Genomic DNA, 15,102 nt, shown 5'->3' on the forward strand with positions numbered 1-15,102 from the left:
GCCGGCCAGTGACCCGATTGCCGGAACAAATGACCTGAACGGAACGCCAATGTCGCAGATGCAGAACGTCGAAAAGCAGCTTCGCGAGATGATCCTCGGGCTCGAGATCGGTCCCGGCGAGCGGCTGACGGAGCGCTGGGTCGAAAGCCGCTTCGGTGCATCGCGCACGCCGGTCAGGGCGGCATTGCTGCGGCTCGAGACTGAAGGCCTGATCTGCCGCGACGGCCGCGGCTGGACGGTCTCGCCCATCAATCTTGCTGAACTCGAGCAGATCGCCGTCTATCGCGAGGCGGTCGAGGTCGCGGCACTCAGACTAACTTGCACCTTGCAGGACAGAAGTGCCGTCGAAATCATCGAGGCGATGCTCGATTCCTGCGACGACCAAACCCCGCGCGAGGAATGGCATCGTGTCGGCATGGATTTTCATATCGAGTTGGCGCGTCTATCAGGCAACGAGTTCCTGTTCAGAGCGGTTCGCGACGTGATGACACGCCTGTCGCGCGCCCGCTGGCTCGAGGTTCGCGACGAGGCAGCGCTCGGCCGTGCCTGGGCCGAACACCATGCCATTCTGTCGGCGGTGCGGGCCGGCGATGCCGATACCGCCGCCCGCCTGCTTTCGGCCCATATCATCGGCAGCCGCGACCGGCTGGTGACCTCGCTGCGCAACGACCGGCGCGGCCTGCGCGCCCGGGGATTTGCCGTCGTCGCTTGAGTGAGGATCGGCTGCCATTGATCACGAAAAGAGCAGATGAGCGAAGAATGCTACTTTCGGTCTCGCTTCGCAAATGCCGATGGCGTAAGAGCAGCGATGGAAAACAACCGATTTGACACACCCGTGACCGTCAAGGGCGCGGCGGGAAGCAATCAGCTCTTGCGTACGGCCCGCGAGGCTTCCGACTACCTCCTCAACAATTGGCCCGGCAAGCGCAGCCCCAAGCACCGCGAAGCGTTGCAAGCCTGTCATGATGCGCTGGCCGGCGACAAGCCGGCCATGAACGCAAGACGGGCCTTTATTGCCGCCGCGCGTGAAGTGAACGTCTTCGTCAGCGACAAGGCGCCCGCCTGAGGCATAGCGGGATTTGACCGAGGCCCGGACCGCCTGACAGGCCGGGCGTCATCACTCGGTCGTTTCGGTTTTGGTTTGGGACTCGCTCTCGCCCTCGGGCTTCGATCGCTCCTTGGCTGCGACCTTGGCAGCCTGCTTTTCCGCCTTCTTGGCAGCCTTCTGCCGGTCGCGTTCCTTGCGTTCCTGACCGTAGTTCGGTGCTCGTGCCATATCGTTTCCTTTCATTGTGCTTGGCCTTTGCCTAGGAGCATTGGACCGCAAACACAACACCGCAAGGCACGATCGGGCTCCATATCTCGGCGCAGTCCGGAGAGCCCGGCTTTTCAGGCGCCGTCGCGGTCGAGGACGAGATCGGCCGGCCCGAACCGGTCCTTTGCCGTGAATTGCTGGTGCCAGTAGGGATAGAGCACGGGCGGCCTGCTGACCGCATCGAGGCGTGTGCGCTCCTCATCGCCAAGCACCAGGCTTGCAGCGGCGATATTGTCTTTGAAATGCGCTTCGGTTCGTCCGCCGATCACCAGCGAACTGACGGCGGGCCGGCCGAGCAGCCAGGCAAGCGCCACTTGCGCTGCCGACACACCGTGGTTATTGCCGATATCGATCAGCGTGTCGACGATCCGCCACAGCCGGTCCTCGTCGCGGATCGGCGGTTCCGACCAGCCGCTGAGCTGGCGGGCGGTCGGCTGGTCACGGTGGTATTTGCCGGACAGCAACCCGCCGGCAAGCGGGCTCCAGACCAGCACGCCGAGCCCCTGGTCGACCGAGATCGGCAACAATTCATACTCGGCCTCGCGCGCTTCCAGCGTGTAATGGATCTGCTGGGTGACGAAACGTGGCTGGTGCTGACGGTCGCTGATCCCCAGCCCCTTCATAACTTGCCAGCCGGAATAATTGGAGCAGCCGACATAACGGACCTTGCCCTGCGCGACCAGCGTGTCGAGCGCGGCGATGGTTTCCTCAAGCGGTGTCAGGCCATCCCACTCGTGCAGGAAATAGATGTCGATGACATCCGTCCTGAGCCGCTTAAGGCTCCTTTCGCATTCGCGGATCAGATGGTAGCGCGACAGGCCTTCATCATTGGGGCCTTTGCCGATCCGCATGCGCGCCTTGGAGGCGATCAGCACGTCGCCCTTGCGCTTGCCGCCGAGCGCCTCGCCGATGATCTCTTCCGACACCCCGTTCGAATAGACGTTGGCGGTGTCGATGACATTGACGCCGGCATCGATGCAAAGATCGATCATCCGGCGCGCCTCGTCGAGGTCGGTCTTGCCGACCGCCGAAAACGCGCCGCCGCCGCCGAACGTCATGGTGCCCATGGTCAGCGTCGAAACCTTCAGCCCGGAACGGCCGAGAGTGCGGTATTCCATGTCGTATCCTCACAATTTATCGGGAAAGGGCGTTGCAAACGACAGCCCCTCAGTGAACCGGGCATTTGTAGGATAATTCGTTCCGCTTGTCGCCCGCCCCGCAGGGCAAGCTCGATCACATCTTGCGGATTGAACGCACAGCCGGCGCAGTAGTGGCTGCAATAAAACCGTCATTGCCGGCCTATACTAACATCGGTCCAGCGCTTCGATTTCCGGCCGCCGGGCCGGGCGGCAGAGCGCCTGACAGCGGCCGGCAAGGCCTGTAAGCGGAGCAGCGCAAATGACCGAGATAAAACAGAATTCCCCGGCCAGGGACTGGCTGGAAGCGGAACTCGCCGACACGCTCGACGAAGATTATGAGCTGGAAATCTCGGAGCCGGCGCTGTCGATGGAGATCGCCAAGATCTACAAGAATGCGCATCCGCCATCGATCGACCGCCTGCAGTATTTTCGCAATCTCATCACGCTGCAATCCGAATTGATCAAGCTACAATCCTGGGTCGCCTATCACAAGAAGAAGCTCGTCGTGGTCTTCGAGGGCCGCGACTCGGCGGGCAAGGGTGGTGTTATCAAGCGCATCACCCAGAGGCTTAATCCGCGCATCTGCCGCGTCGCAGCACTTCCGGCGCCGACCGAGCGCGAGAAGTCGCAATGGTATTTCCAGCGCTACGTTCCGCATCTGCCGGCCGGCGGCGAGATCGTGCTGTTCGACCGCTCCTGGTACAACCGCTCGGGCGTCGAGCGGGTAATGGGCTTTGCCCAGCCGGATCAGGTCGAGGAGTTCTTCCGCGACGTTCCGGATTTCGAACGCATGCTGGTCCGCTCAGGCATTACGCTTGTCAAATACTGGTTTTCGATCACTGACGAGGAGCAGCAGATGCGCTTTTTGATGCGCATCCATGACCCGATGAAGCAATGGAAACTGTCGCCGATGGACCTCCAGTCGCGCGTGCGCTGGGAGCAGTACACCAAGGCCAAGGAAGAAACGTTCGCCCGCACCAATATCCCGGAAGCCCCGTGGTTCATCGTCGAGGGCAACGACAAGAAGCGGGCACGGCTGAACTGCATCGACCATCTCCTCAAGCAGATGCCCTATGAGGAGGTGCCGCACGAAGAGATCACACTGCCGGAGCGCGTCTTCAATCCCGAATACGAGCGCCAGGTACTGCCGCGCGAACTGTATGTGCCGGAGAAGTACTGACTAAAGCGGCGAGGAAGGCGGCGCCTCCATGGCGGCGCCCTGCAACAAGCTAGGTGCGCTCGATGATGACATGCGTGGCCTTCGGCGTCGCGACCTGCTCGCTGCAGCGATAGCCGAGCTTGGGCATGTCGATGCCGGCAAAAAGGCTCTCGCCGGCGCCTAGCAGGACCGGTGAGATCGCCAGATGCATTTCGTCGATGAGCTTTTCCTTGAGATATTGCCGGATCGTAGAAACGCCACCGCCCAGCCGTACATCCTTGCCGTCAACCACTGCTTTCGCCTTCTCCAGCGCTGAGTGGATGCCGTCGGTCACGAAATAGAAGGTCGTGCCGCCCTCCATGACAATGGGATCACGTGGATGGTGCGTGAGCACGAAGACCGGCACATGGTAGGGCGGGTTGTCACCCCACCAGCCTTTCCAGCTGTCATCCGGCCATTCGCCGCGGATCGGCCCAAACATGTTGCGGCCCAGGATCCACGCGCCGATATTTTTGAAGCTGCGCGCGGCGAACGCCTCGTCAGTGTCCGTGGTCCCGCCATCCTTGCCGAGGACCATCTTGCGGAAGGTGCGGGTGCCGAACATCCATTCGTGCAGGGCTTCCCCGCCAACACCCAGCGGGTTCTTCAGGTCTTGGTCGGGACCGGCGCCGAAGCCGTCGATCGACAAGGTGAAAGCGCTGACGCGAAGTTTGGACATGAGAGCCTCCTCGATAACCAATTGTGAGATGCAAGCAGTTATCGGGGTAGCTTAACTGATTGCATTTTGCAAGCGGTATTTTGAATCGCCGGCGGGGCAATCGCTTCCAAATCATGTTGGAATAACTAATCTCAATGTCGGCGCCGCCCGTCATCCGCCTGCCGGCAGCTTCTCCCTGTATAGTGACGGGGAGAAGGGGCTGGCCGCAACGTCGATATTTTTGCAACGCTGGAGATTGGTGAAATCTTTTACGAACGCGTCTTTCTCCCTGCCACTTTACGGCGAGAAATGCCCGGCAGGGCAACGAGGGGCAGCGTAAACTTGAAGCGATGTCCTGCGGCGTTCCATGTCGCGCTTTGGACGAACGAACACTACTCGATGTAGACGCTACAAAGGCGCATCACCCCTTGAGCATCGCCGCCACTTCGGGCGCAAAGTAGGTGAGAATCCCGTCGCAGCCGGCGCGCTTGAAGGCGAGCAGCGATTCCAGCATCGCCTTTTCGCCATCGATCCAGCCATTGGCGGCGGCGGCCTTGATCATCGAATATTCGCCCGAGACCTGATAGGCGAAGGTCGGCATCTGCAACTCGTCCTTGAGCCGCCGGATGATGTCGAGATAGGGCAGGCCGGGCTTGACCATCAGCATGTCGGCGCCCTCGGCGAGATCCTGCTCGGCCTCGCGCACCGCTTCGTCGGAATTGGCGTGGTCGATGTAATAGGTCTTCTTGTCGCCCTTGAGCAGGCCGGCGGTGCCGACCGCCTCACGATAGGGGCCGTAAAAGGCGGATGCGAACTTGGTCGCATAGGACATGATCGCCACATCCTGAAATCCATTGGCGTCGAGCGCATCGCGGATGGCACCGATCCGGCCGTCCATCATGTCCGAGGGGGCAATGATGTCGGCCCCCGCCGCCGCCTGGATGACTGCCGCCGCCGTCACCTGCTCCACCGTTTCATCATTGACGATAATGCCCTCGCGCAAGATGCCGTCATGGCCATGCGAGGTGAAAGGGTCAAGCGCGGCGTCGGTGATGATGCCGATCTCCGGCACCGCGTGCTTGATGGCGCGGGTGGCACGGTTGATGATGTTTTCCGGATCGAGGATATGCGAACCGGTCTGATCGCGCAGGCCGAGCTCGACATTGGGGAAAGTGGCGATCGCCGGAATGCCAAGTTTGGCCGCTCGCTCAGCCTCCTTGACGGCGAGGTCGAGCGACAGGCGGAACACGCCGGGCATGGCGGCAATCGGTTCGCGCACTTGTCTGCCGTGGACGACGAAGATCGGCCAGATCAGATCGTCGACCGACAGCCGGTTCTCCTGGACAAGGCGGCGCGACCAATCGGCCTTGCGCATGCGCCGCAGCCGCCGGCTGCCGGTGATCTCGTCGACGCTGCGCGCGCCGGCAGGCTTTGCAGGGGTGAATTTGTTCATCGCAAAAACTCCGGATCGGGCGGCTTTTACCACGAGCTTTCGCTGCTGACCAATGCGACACGATTGTGCCAGCGGTCCTGTCGGGCGCTATTCTGGTTGCCCATTGCCCGATAGGATCTGCGCAGCACCCCGCATGGCGACGCGGAATGCCTCGTCGAAGCTGACGCCGCGCACTTGCCAATTGTAGCTCTTGCCATTCAAGGCAAGCCGCCAGTCGGCTATCCAGCCCAGTTCCTTGTCGCTCCAGACGATACTGCCGGCGAGCGCCTGGTCGGCTCCGGCCTTCCTGGCAAGCTGGTCCAGCGTCGTGATATCGGCATGGCGCAGGGCCTGGTCGTTAAGCTTTGAGGCCGATAGCAGCGACGCTTCGGGAAACACAATCCGCATGACCAGCGGACCGGTGGCGTTGACGAACGATTCGCGCATCGCCGCCCCGCGCTCATCGTCGGCGGTCAGCACGAACTGCCTTGTGCCTTGCTCCGCCGCCAGGAAAATTACCAGGCGTGGCCGCTCGCCAAGCCATGGTTTGCTGCCGAGCGTGGCAAGCACCGGATCGATAACGTCAGGCCTGTACAGACAAGTGAGATCGTGCGGCCGGTCATGGGTGCCCTGTTCGTCATGGACCGGAATGCCTTCGAGACGGTCGCGATAGCGGAATTCGGCAACGAAGCTGCCGGCCTTGTCGCGCGGCGCCGCCATCTCAGTTCTCTTCGGCAGCCGCTGATCGCCGGACACACGAACCAGCACCGCATCGAGGCAGGCCTTGAAACCGATCTGCCTGTTGACCTCGCCCTGGCCGGTGACGATGGTCTGCGATTGATAGAGCTCGTCGACGGTTCCGGCCGATACGGGAGGAGCGTTCGCAGCGATCAGGCCGACCACCACAACAGCAAGGCGCGGCAACCAAGGCATGGTTCAACCTTCCGGTTCAAAGCGCCAGCATTAGCACTGGGTGACGCCGACGACCATGCAGCGGATTGGGCGCCGCCATTGACGCGGCCATGCGCCACGCTTTAGCACTTCACTCCCGGCGGGCGCGGGGAGGGATTCTCTGGCGATGGATTTTGGCGGAGGCGACGAGATTCGCTTCGAAAGATTGGGCAGGGCCGGCGTCGTCACGCTGACGCGGCCGCAGGCGCTCAATGCCGTAACCCACCGCATGGTCAAGGCGCTGGACAAGGCGCTGCGCAGTTGGGAGCGCGACGACGGCGTCGACGTTGTCGTCGTCAAGGCCGAGGGCAGGGCATTTTCGGCGGGCGGCGACATCCTCCACATCTACGAAGCCGGCCGCGCAGGAAGGCCTCCGGTCGATTTCTTCGCCGATGAATACCGGCTGAATGCCCGCATCGCCCGCTTCAAGAAACCCTATGTCGCGGTGATCGACGGCATCGTCATGGGCGGCGGCGTAGGTATCTCCTTCCATGGCTCGCAGCGAGTGCTGACCGAGAACGCCCAGTTTGCCATGCCCGAGGTCGGCATCGGCTTTTTCCCGGATGTCGGCGCCAGCCATCTGTTGCCGGATCTCGGCGGCAGCTTCGGCATGTATCTGGCGCTGACCGGCAACCGCATCCGCTATGGCGATGCTTTGTGGTCGGGCCTCGCCACCCATACGATCAAGGCGGAGGGCCAGGCCGGCTTCCTCGACCGTCTGGCGGAAAGCGGCGACCCGGAATCGGTGCTGCGCGGCTGCTTCGTCCCGGCCAGGCGCGAGACCGACAGGCCGACGCTGGAAGCCATCGCCCGGCATTTCGCGCAGCCGTCGCTGGCCGATATCGTCGCTAGCCTGGAGCGGGCAGCCGCTGCCGACGAGTTCGCGGCAAAGACGCTGGCCACCATCCGCACACGTTCACCGACCAGCTTGCATGTTGCATGGCGCCAGATCAGCGCCGGGCAGACGTTGTCGATGGACGAGTGCATGAAAATGGAGTTCCGTATCCTCAACCGCATGCTTGCCGGGCACGACTTCTATGAAGGTATCCGCGCCGCCATCATCGATAAAGGCTCGACGCCGCAATGGCGGCCGGCAGGCATCGATGACGTCAGCGCCGCCAACGTCGACGCCTATTTCGCACCGCTCGGCGAACGGGAACTGAAGCTGTGAGCGAGGTCGCCTCGAGACGCGTGGTGCTGCAGCCCTCGACGATCGAGGTCATCTTCGCCTGGTTCCAGCGCGTCATCGCCGGCTACTGTCTGCTGTTCGGCATCTTGTACTGGATCCGGCTGATCGGCTTTTACCCCGGCCCGTTGTGGCGCTTCGACCTGATGCCGGTGCACTGGCAGGTGGCGGCGGTGGTGCTGGCGGTGTTTTTTCCGTTCGCTGCCGCCGGCCTCTGGATGCTGGCGTCCTGGGGGCCGGTGATCTGGTTCATCTGCGCGGTGACCGAGTGCGTCATGTATGCCGGCTTCCCCGAGCTGTTCGGCCACCGGCCGCTGATCGTCGCCTCGCACCTTGCGGTGGCGCTGCTCTACATAGTGTTCCGCGTGGTGATCTGGATCCAGAAGCGGCAACCCCGGCGATAGCAATTCCGGCCAGGATCGTTGGCTAAATCTTTTGGTTAATTATCCTTGCTCGGGTGACCGTCCGTTAAGCCTCTTTCGAAACCCCTTACCGGTAAGCTCTTGTTAGCCTTGGCGTTTAAGTCGAATTTTATGAGTATTCGATAGTGTCGCGATCAAGGTGAAGAACAAAAAATCACCGGGCGACAAACGAGAGGCAAAGACAATGATCAATTCGCGTCCGGCGGCGAAGACCGCCAACGTATCCGATGACCGCCGCGAGGCGATCCGTTCGCTGTACATGGAATCGCTGCAGCTGGTCGAGCGGCTGCATCGCCGTCTGCTTGACGTGATCAAGGACGAATTCGACCGCAACGGTCGCTCCGACATCAACGCCATCCAGGCGCTGCTCCTGTTCAACATCGGCAATTCGGAGCTGACCGCCGGCGAACTGCGCTCGCGCGGCTATTATCTCGGCTCGAATGTCTCCTACAATCTGAAGAAGCTGGTCGATCTCGGCTTCATCAACCACCAGCGCTCGCGCATCGACCGCCGTTCGGTGCGGGTTTCGCTGACGCCGAAGGGCAATGAGGTGGCGGAAGTCGTCGCCGGCCTCTACGAGCGCCATGTCGGTTCGATCGAGCAGGTTGGCGGCATCAACACGGAAGAGTTCAAGCAGATGAACCGCGCCCTGCAGCGCCTGGATCGGTTCTGGAACGATACCATCGCCTACCGGATGTAATCGCATCCGCCGCATCAAGATCTGAAGCTGGACTACGGAAATGCTGCCGCGGAGTGGACCAAAGGCCGGTGCCGAAAAGCACCGGTCTTGCCGTTTCGTCAGGCCGGCCGATCCAAATTCGAGCAACAGCCACGTTGCCGCCATATTCCAATGGAACCGAAGATGCGGGTGATGCTGGGGCCAAAGCCGTGCATTTGTCCTGTGCTCAAGTCACTTCCCATGTGGTTTTACACCGAAGTGATGCGGGCCATGGTTGGCTAATTGTTAAGAAGCCAACTCTAGAGTGCGGGCGAGACCGCCCGGTGGGTTGAATTGTAGCAAGAATGTCTGGAACGTCCATGAGAACCAGCCGCCGTTTCTTCCTTTCAGGAGCCTCCGCGCTCGCAGCCGCAATGGTCGCCGGCCGCGCCAGTGCGCAGGATGTGATCGGGGATATCCTGAAATCCTCGGCGCGCGGCAATTGGGACGACCAATTCGATGCGCGTGCCAGCGAAGGCGGCAAGGTTGCCTCGACGCTGCCGATCTTCAGCCTGCAGACGGTGTCCTTCACCGAGCAGGCGATCATGCAGTATCAGAATATCGTCGCGCAAGGCGGCTGGGAGCAGGTTCCAGACACCAAGAAGCTGCAGCTTGGCGTCGAGGATCCCGATGTGGTGCCGCTGCGCAGGCGCTTGATGATATCGGGCGATCTGGCGCAGAGCGCCGGGCTCTCGGAAGCGTTCGATTCTTACGTCGACTCGGCGCTCAAGCGCTTCCAGTTGCGTCACGGCTTGCCGGCCGACGGAACCACGGGCAAATATACTTTCGCGGCAATGAACGTGTCGGCGCCGGTTCGGCTTGGTCAGCTGCAGACCAATCTGCAACGGCTGCGTGAGCGGGCCGGCACGCTTGGCAACCGCTATGTTCTGGTCGACATCCCGGCGGCGCAGATCGAGGCAGTCGAGAACGACCGCGTTGTGCTGCGCCACACCGCAATCGTCGGCAAGATCGATCGCCAGACGCCGATCGTCAATTCCAAGATCAACGAAATCATCGTCAATCCGTACTGGAACGCGCCGGTCTCGATCGTGCGCAAGGACATCATTCCGCTGATGCGGAAGGACCCCAACTATCTCAAGGATAGCCATATCCGCCTGTTTGCGCCGGACGGCAGCGAGGTCGACCCAATGACGGTCGACTGGTCGACCGACGATGCCGCCAAATACCGCTTCCGCCAGGATCCCGGTTCCGGCAACGCGATGGCCTCGGTCAAGATCAATTTCCCCAGCCCGGACGGCGTCTACATGCACGACACGCCGCAGCAGAGCCTGTTCGGCAAGCTGATGCGCTTCGATTCCTCTGGCTGCGTGCGGGTCCAGAACGTGCGCGACCTCGTCACCTGGATTCTGCGCGACACACCGGGCTGGGATCGCCAGCATTTCGAGGCGGCGATCAAGACCGGGGAGAACACGCCGGTGCAGGTCACCAATCCGGTGCCGGTTTATTTTCTCTACGTCTCGGCCTGGTCGACAGGGCCGGGCGTGGTCCAGTTCCGTGACGACATTTACGGCCTCGACGGAGCCAACGAGCTGCAGATCACATCCGCGCTCTAAGCAGCTGAGTTCATTTGCAAAAGGCCGCCGGAAGGGCGGCCTTTTTCGTTGCCGAGTCTTTCGCGGCAAGCTTTGCTGGACTGATCGCCGGCAAAAGAACGCGCGGCGCCGTATTCGGAAATCGCATCATGCATGTCGCAATGTTCATTCTGGTCGTGCTTATCTTCGTCGCCGTTTCGGGCGCGCTGGTCCGGCCGGTGCGGGTTCCGCTACCTGTGCTGCAGATCGCCATCGGCGCGGCACTGGCTTGGCCGGTGCGCGGAATGCATGTCGAGATCGATCCCGAGCTGTTTCTGCTGGTGTTCATCCCACCGCTGCTGTTCAGCGACGCCTATGGTGCGCCCAAGCGCGAACTGATCGCGCTGCGCGGGCCGATCCTCGACCTCGCCATCGGGCTGGTCTTCTTCACCATTGTCGGCTTCGGCTACGCTTTGCACTGGCTTGTCCCGAGCATCCCGCTCGTCGTCGCTTTCGCACTTGCTGCGGTGCTGTCCCCGACGGATGCGGTGGCCGTCTCCTCGATCGTCGACAAGAGCCTGGTCCCGGCTCGGCTGATGCACATCCTGGAGGGCGAGGCGCTGCTCAACGATGCGTCGGGCCTCGTGATGTTCCGCTTTGCGGTGGCAGCTGCCTTGACCGGCAGCTTCTCCTTCGTCGCGGCGTCCGTGACTTTCCTCTATGCCGTCGCTGCCGGCATCCTGGCCGGCGTGGCTGCCTTGTTCGTCGCCGCCAAGGCGCTGCAATTGCTGAACCGTATCGGCGGCGTGCCGGCCGAGGTGCAGGTGCTGGTCATGGTCCTGCTGCCGTTCATCGCCTATCTCGGCGCCGAGAATGTCGGCGCCTCGGGCATTCTGGCGGCGGTCACGGCCGGAGTGCTCACCGGCGGCTCCGGGATTTTCCGCTTTCTCGGCGTCTCGGCACGCATACAGACCGTATCGCTGTGGACGACGCTATCCTTCGTCTTCAACGGCGCGCTGTTCATCCTGCTCGGGTTGCAGCTTCCCGAAATCATCGGCAACGTGCCGCCTGAGCTCGGCAGCCGCTATCCGGTCATCCAGCCAATCGCCACGGTGGTCGCGCTGACACTATGCCTGATCGGGCTGCGCTTCCTGTGGATCTGGGTCGGCGACATTGCGACGCGCGTCTCAGCGCGATTACGCGAGCAGAAGGCCGAGCCGTTCGGGCTGCGCGTTCGGATCGCCGGCTCTGTTGCCGGCGTGCGCGGCGCCATCACGCTGGCCGGCATCCTGTCGCTGCCGCTCGCCATGCCGAATGGTTCGCCCTTTCCGGCGCGCGACGTGGTGATCTTCCTCGCCGCAGGCGTCATCATCTGCTCATTGCTCATTGCCAGCCTTGCCTTACCCAAGGTGGCACGAGGGCTGGTCGAGCCGGGCGAGGATCCTGGCGCTGCCGAGGAGCGTCTTGCGCGCGTGGGCGCGGCCAAGGCCGCCATCGCCCGCATCGAGAGCATGGCCGGCGCGACCGACGGCGATGAAGGGGAAACACCCGGCGCCCGGCTTGCCACCGCCGACAGCATCGTCGCCGGCTACCGTCGCCGCATCGCTGCCTCCGACGAAGCCGACGAGGCGCGCGCCGAGGCCCGCGAGGCCGGACGGCTGGAACTCGAATTGAGGCTGGCGGGCATTGAGGCCGAACGCGCAGCGGTTCGCGCAATGTTTCGCAGCGGCCAGATTAACGACCATACGATGCAGGCGCTGTTCACCGAGATCACGCTCACCGAGGCCCTGCTGAAGGGCCGGCAGGCAAGGAAATAGAGGCTGCCAGTCTCTCTGGCGCAATCCGGCCAGCAAATTTCGCGCTGCAAACGTGGCGGGCCGAAAGCAACTGTGTTAATGGCGCGACAGACCCCGAACCTTGAGGATTTCAACCCATGGCAACAGCAGCGGCAGTGTCGAACAAATTCGAATCCTTTTTCGAAACCACGCTTGCCGATGCCGACCCCGAGATTTTCGGCGCAATCCGCAACGAACTCGGCCGCCAGCGCCACGAGATCGAGCTGATTGCCTCGGAAAATATCGTCTCGCGTGCCGTGCTCGAGGCACAGGGGTCGATCATGACCAACAAATATGCCGAGGGCTATCCGGGCAAGCGCTACTATGGCGGCTGCCAATTCGTCGATGTCGCCGAGGAACTGGCCATCGAACGCGCGAAAAAGCTGTTCGGCTGCAACTTCGCCAACGTCCAGCCGAATTCCGGCAGCCAGATGAACCAGGCGGTGTTCCTGGCGTTGCTGCAGCCCGGCGACACCTTCATGGGCCTCGACCTCAATTCCGGCGGACACCTGACACATGGCTCGCCGGTCAATATGAGCGGCAAATGGTTCAAGGTCGTCTCCTATGGCGTGCGCCGGGACGATCATCTGCTCGACATGGATGCGATCGAGAAGACCGCCCATGAGACCAGGCCGAAATTGATCCTGGCCGGCGGCACAGCCTATTCACGTGTCTGGGACTGGAAGCGTTTTCGCGAGATCGCCGATTCGATCGGTGCCTATCTGATGGTCGACATGGCTCACATCGCCGGCCTGGTCGCCGGCGGCATGCATCCGTCGCCGCTGCCGCATGCCCATGTGGTCACCACCACGACGCACAAATCGCTGCGCGGGCCGCGCGGCGGCATGATCCTTTGCAATGACGAGGATATTGCCAAGAAGATGAATTCGGCCGTCTTCCCCGGCCTGCAGGGTGGACCGCTGATGCATGTGATCGCCGCAAAGGCGGTGGCTCTGGGCGAGGCGCTGAAGCCGAGCTTCAAGATCTATGCGGAGAGCGTCGTCGCCAATGCCAAGGCGCTGGCCTCCAGTCTGCAGGAAACCGGTCTCGACATCGTCTCCGGCGGCACCGACAACCATCTGATGTTGGTCGACCTGCGTCCCAAGAACGCCACCGGCAAGCGCGCCGAGGCTGCCCTTGGCCGCGCCAACATCACCTGCAACAAGAACGGCATCCCCTTCGATCTGGAAAAGCCTTTCGTGACATCGGGCGTTCGGCTCGGCACGCCGGCCGGCACCACGCGCGGCTTCGGTCAGGCCGAGTTCCGCGAGATCGGCAAGCTGATCGCCGAAGTGCTGGATGGGCTGAAGGTCGCCAATTCCGACGAGGGCAATGCGGCCGTCGAGGCGACCGTGAAGGCCAAGGTGGCGGCATTGACCGATCGTTTTCCGCTTTACCCGTATCTTGGTTGACCGACGCGGAGTGTCGCCCGTGACAACTCCGGTGCGACAGCAAGGCAACTGCGGAGAAGCTTAATGATGCAAACTTTCCGTTTCGCCGGCTTTGGTGCCTTGCTGGCATCGGCTATTCTGCAGCTGTCCGGCCGCGCCTTGGCGCAGACCGAGCCAACCCCGGCAACACCCAAGACAGAGACCTTCGGCAGGTGGTCCACCACGATGGACGAGGTCAACACCGGTGAGGATGTGCGCAAGACCTGCGCCGCGTCGACGGTCTTTTTCGACGCAAACGGCACCAGCGGCACCCTTACACTGGCCATCTCGAATGGCGACGTATTGCCACCCGATGGTTATCCGAGCCTCATCATCGCCGTGAGAAACAGTGACTTGCCCAAGGGCGATAACATCCCGGTGGTGTTCCGGGACGTCAACGACAAGATCAAGGCCGGTTTTCGTCTTATCGCCGACGGACAGTGGATGATAGACAACAAGTCCGAGACCACGCTCGCGGTACTGCGCGCCATGCGCCGCACCAGCGCCCTCGATGTCAGCTTCGCCGACAAGCCGGTCGCGACCATATCGATGGACGGCTTCACCAAGGCCTATCGCTATCTCGGCACGTCTTGCGGCTTCCCGACCGGCGACGTCGCGCCCTGATTGGCGGACCGCTGTCAACTGATTGCCGCTCTCGCAATTTTCCTCGCGCCTCGCTATCTCTGAGACGCGATCGGTCATCGGCCATACTTTGCCACGGCGGCAAAAACCTCTAAGCCTTTCGCTCCACGAGAATCGCGAACCGAAGGCTCTCCATGCGCTGCCCTTATTGCCAGTCCGAAGATACGCAGGTGAAGGATTCTCGCCCCGCCGAAGACGGCGCGGCGATCCGCAGGCGGCGCGTCTGCCCGGATTGCGGCGGCCGCTTCACCACTTTCGAGCGGGTACAACTGCGCGATCTCGTCGTGGTGAAGAAGTCTGGACGCAAGGTGCCGTTCGACCGCGACAAGTTGCTGCGCTCTGTCGAGATCGCGGTACGCAAGCGCAATGTCGACCCGGAACGTATCGATCGGGCGGTGACCGGCATCGTGCGCCAGCTCGAAAGCTCGGGCGAGACCGAGGTGGCCTCGGGGGAAGTCGGCCGGCTGGTCATGGAAGCACTTAAGTCGCTCGATGATGTCGCCTATGTGCGCTTTGCCTCCGTCTACCGCAATTTCCGCGAGGCCAAGGATTTCCACGACGTGTTGGGCGAACTCAAAGGCGACGAGCTCAAAACCGACGAGCCCAGGGGCGAAGAGCTGAAGAGCGAAGAGGACGCCAGCTGA

The 15,102-nt window shown here is 62.2% G+C and carries 17 protein-coding genes; 11 read left to right on the plus strand and 6 right to left on the minus strand.

Annotation, left to right across the window (positions count from 1 at the left end; genetic code table 11):
- Nucleotides 1–49 precede the first annotated feature (49 nt).
- Both NKI47_RS13025 and NKI47_RS13030 read left to right on the plus strand, forming a co-directional pair.
- A complete protein-coding gene (locus NKI47_RS13025) occupies nucleotides 50–712 on the plus strand; it encodes a GntR family transcriptional regulator (protein ID WP_352590519.1) in 663 nt (220 codons plus the stop codon).
- A gap of 96 nt (nucleotides 713–808) precedes the next feature.
- Entirely contained in the window at nucleotides 809–1,066 is a 258-nt protein-coding gene (locus tag NKI47_RS13030) for a DUF982 domain-containing protein (protein WP_023674477.1), read from the plus strand.
- Nucleotides 1,067–1,117: 51 nt separating this feature from the next.
- On the opposite strand, the gene NKI47_RS13035 is transcribed toward NKI47_RS13030, so the two are convergent.
- A complete protein-coding gene (locus tag NKI47_RS13035) occupies nucleotides 1,118–1,276 on the minus strand; it encodes a hypothetical protein (protein ID WP_352449291.1) in 159 nt (52 codons plus the stop codon).
- Nucleotides 1,277–1,389: 113 nt separating this feature from the next.
- Nucleotides 1,390–2,433, minus strand: a complete 1,044-nt coding sequence (locus tag NKI47_RS13040) for an aldo/keto reductase (RefSeq protein WP_352590522.1) — start codon at nucleotides 2,431–2,433, stop codon at nucleotides 1,390–1,392.
- 280 nt (nucleotides 2,434–2,713) lie between these two features.
- On the opposite strand from NKI47_RS13040, the gene ppk2 reads away from it, so the two are divergent.
- Nucleotides 2,714–3,634: a polyphosphate kinase 2 gene (ppk2, locus tag NKI47_RS13045; RefSeq protein WP_352575879.1), complete on the plus strand. Its 921-nt coding sequence runs from the start codon at nucleotides 2,714–2,716 to the stop codon at nucleotides 3,632–3,634.
- A 49-nt stretch (nucleotides 3,635–3,683) separates the two neighbouring features.
- Here the strand turns inward: ppk2 and NKI47_RS13050 are convergent, their stop codons facing one another.
- From NKI47_RS13050 to NKI47_RS13060, 3 genes are all read right to left on the minus strand, one after another.
- Entirely contained in the window at nucleotides 3,684–4,331 is a 648-nt protein-coding gene (locus NKI47_RS13050) for a dihydrofolate reductase family protein (protein ID WP_352571472.1), read from the minus strand.
- Between the two features lie 400 nt (nucleotides 4,332–4,731).
- A complete protein-coding gene (gene hemB / locus NKI47_RS13055) occupies nucleotides 4,732–5,763 on the minus strand; it encodes a porphobilinogen synthase (protein ID WP_352590526.1) in 1,032 nt (343 codons plus the stop codon).
- An 87-nt stretch (nucleotides 5,764–5,850) separates the two neighbouring features.
- Nucleotides 5,851–6,675, minus strand: coding sequence for a DUF8605 domain-containing protein (locus NKI47_RS13060; protein WP_352590529.1), 825 nt, complete (start codon nucleotides 6,673–6,675; stop codon nucleotides 5,851–5,853).
- 145 nt (nucleotides 6,676–6,820) lie between these two features.
- On the opposite strand from NKI47_RS13060, the gene NKI47_RS13065 reads away from it, so the two are divergent.
- The 4 genes from NKI47_RS13065 to NKI47_RS13080 all read left to right on the plus strand — a co-directional run bounded on the left by NKI47_RS13065 (nucleotide 6,821) and on the right by NKI47_RS13080 (nucleotide 10,593).
- Nucleotides 6,821–7,864 (plus strand): enoyl-CoA hydratase/isomerase family protein, encoded by a 1,044-nt coding sequence (locus NKI47_RS13065; RefSeq protein ID WP_023674484.1) that lies wholly within the window; start codon nucleotides 6,821–6,823, stop codon nucleotides 7,862–7,864.
- Entirely contained in the window at nucleotides 7,861–8,283 is a 423-nt protein-coding gene (locus NKI47_RS13070) for a DUF6163 family protein (protein WP_023674485.1), read from the plus strand. Before NKI47_RS13065 ends, NKI47_RS13070 begins: the two co-directional genes overlap by 4 nt.
- Nucleotides 8,284–8,485: 202 nt before the next feature.
- Nucleotides 8,486–9,001, plus strand: coding sequence for a transcriptional regulator LdtR (gene ldtR / locus NKI47_RS13075; RefSeq protein ID WP_023674486.1), 516 nt, complete (start codon nucleotides 8,486–8,488; stop codon nucleotides 8,999–9,001).
- 338 nt (nucleotides 9,002–9,339) lie between these two features.
- A complete protein-coding gene (locus tag NKI47_RS13080; protein WP_023674488.1) occupies nucleotides 9,340–10,593 on the plus strand; it encodes a L,D-transpeptidase family protein in 1,254 nt (417 codons plus the stop codon).
- Here NKI47_RS13080 and NKI47_RS13085 read toward each other — a convergent pair.
- The gene (locus NKI47_RS13085; RefSeq protein ID WP_156937265.1) at nucleotides 10,590–10,727 is read right to left on the minus strand and encodes a hypothetical protein; all 138 of its coding nucleotides are present in this window, start codon (nucleotides 10,725–10,727) and stop codon (nucleotides 10,590–10,592) included. The genes NKI47_RS13080 and NKI47_RS13085 overlap by 4 nt on opposite strands.
- Here NKI47_RS13085 and NKI47_RS13090 point away from each other — a divergent pair.
- The 4 genes from NKI47_RS13090 to nrdR all read left to right on the plus strand — a co-directional run bounded on the left by NKI47_RS13090 (nucleotide 10,722) and on the right by nrdR (nucleotide 15,102).
- Nucleotides 10,722–12,368: a Na+/H+ antiporter gene (locus tag NKI47_RS13090; protein WP_023674489.1), complete on the plus strand. Its 1,647-nt coding sequence runs from the start codon at nucleotides 10,722–10,724 to the stop codon at nucleotides 12,366–12,368. The two genes, NKI47_RS13085 and NKI47_RS13090, sit on opposite strands and share 6 nt — an antisense overlap.
- 116 nt (nucleotides 12,369–12,484) lie before the next feature.
- Nucleotides 12,485–13,798, plus strand: a complete 1,314-nt coding sequence (gene glyA / locus NKI47_RS13095) for a serine hydroxymethyltransferase (protein WP_352590532.1) — start codon at nucleotides 12,485–12,487, stop codon at nucleotides 13,796–13,798.
- A 63-nt stretch (nucleotides 13,799–13,861) separates the two neighbouring features.
- The gene (locus tag NKI47_RS13100; RefSeq protein WP_036238056.1) at nucleotides 13,862–14,440 is read left to right on the plus strand and encodes an invasion associated locus B family protein; all 579 of its coding nucleotides are present in this window, start codon (nucleotides 13,862–13,864) and stop codon (nucleotides 14,438–14,440) included.
- A gap of 152 nt (nucleotides 14,441–14,592) precedes the next feature.
- Nucleotides 14,593–15,102, plus strand: a complete 510-nt coding sequence (nrdR, locus tag NKI47_RS13105) for a transcriptional regulator NrdR (RefSeq protein ID WP_023674492.1) — start codon at nucleotides 14,593–14,595, stop codon at nucleotides 15,100–15,102.

The sequence above is a fragment of the Mesorhizobium sp. M0633 genome, from assembly GCF_040320645.1.
Taxonomy (GTDB): Bacteria; Pseudomonadota; Alphaproteobacteria; order Rhizobiales; family Rhizobiaceae; genus Mesorhizobium.

Bases quoted from the DNA above. Each gene is read 5' to 3' on its own strand.
- ldtR (WP_023674486.1), top strand. From the start codon at position 8,486: ATGATCAATTCGCGTCCGGCGGCGAAGACCGCCAACGTATCCGATGAC.
- NKI47_RS13025 (WP_352590519.1), top strand. From the start codon at position 50: ATGTCGCAGATGCAGAACGTCGAAAAGCAGCTTCGCGAGATGATCCTC.
- NKI47_RS13085 (WP_156937265.1), bottom strand. From the start codon at position 10,727: ATGCATGATGCGATTTCCGAATACGGCGCCGCGCGTTCTTTTGCCGGC.
- NKI47_RS13060 (WP_352590529.1), bottom strand. From the start codon at position 6,675: ATGCCTTGGTTGCCGCGCCTTGCTGTTGTGGTGGTCGGCCTGATCGCT.
- NKI47_RS13080 (WP_023674488.1), top strand. From the start codon at position 9,340: ATGAGAACCAGCCGCCGTTTCTTCCTTTCAGGAGCCTCCGCGCTCGCA.
- NKI47_RS13035 (WP_352449291.1), bottom strand. From the start codon at position 1,276: ATGGCACGAGCACCGAACTACGGTCAGGAACGCAAGGAACGCGACCGG.
- hemB (WP_352590526.1), bottom strand. From the start codon at position 5,763: ATGAACAAATTCACCCCTGCAAAGCCTGCCGGCGCGCGCAGCGTCGAC.
- NKI47_RS13090 (WP_023674489.1), top strand. From the start codon at position 10,722: ATGCATGTCGCAATGTTCATTCTGGTCGTGCTTATCTTCGTCGCCGTT.
- NKI47_RS13100 (WP_036238056.1), top strand. From the start codon at position 13,862: ATGATGCAAACTTTCCGTTTCGCCGGCTTTGGTGCCTTGCTGGCATCG.
- nrdR (WP_023674492.1), top strand. From the start codon at position 14,593: ATGCGCTGCCCTTATTGCCAGTCCGAAGATACGCAGGTGAAGGATTCT.
- ppk2 (WP_352575879.1), top strand. From the start codon at position 2,714: ATGACCGAGATAAAACAGAATTCCCCGGCCAGGGACTGGCTGGAAGCG.
- NKI47_RS13065 (WP_023674484.1), top strand. From the start codon at position 6,821: ATGGATTTTGGCGGAGGCGACGAGATTCGCTTCGAAAGATTGGGCAGG.
- NKI47_RS13030 (WP_023674477.1), top strand. From the start codon at position 809: ATGGAAAACAACCGATTTGACACACCCGTGACCGTCAAGGGCGCGGCG.
- glyA (WP_352590532.1), top strand. From the start codon at position 12,485: ATGGCAACAGCAGCGGCAGTGTCGAACAAATTCGAATCCTTTTTCGAA.
- NKI47_RS13050 (WP_352571472.1), bottom strand. From the start codon at position 4,331: ATGTCCAAACTTCGCGTCAGCGCTTTCACCTTGTCGATCGACGGCTTC.
- NKI47_RS13040 (WP_352590522.1), bottom strand. From the start codon at position 2,433: ATGGAATACCGCACTCTCGGCCGTTCCGGGCTGAAGGTTTCGACGCTG.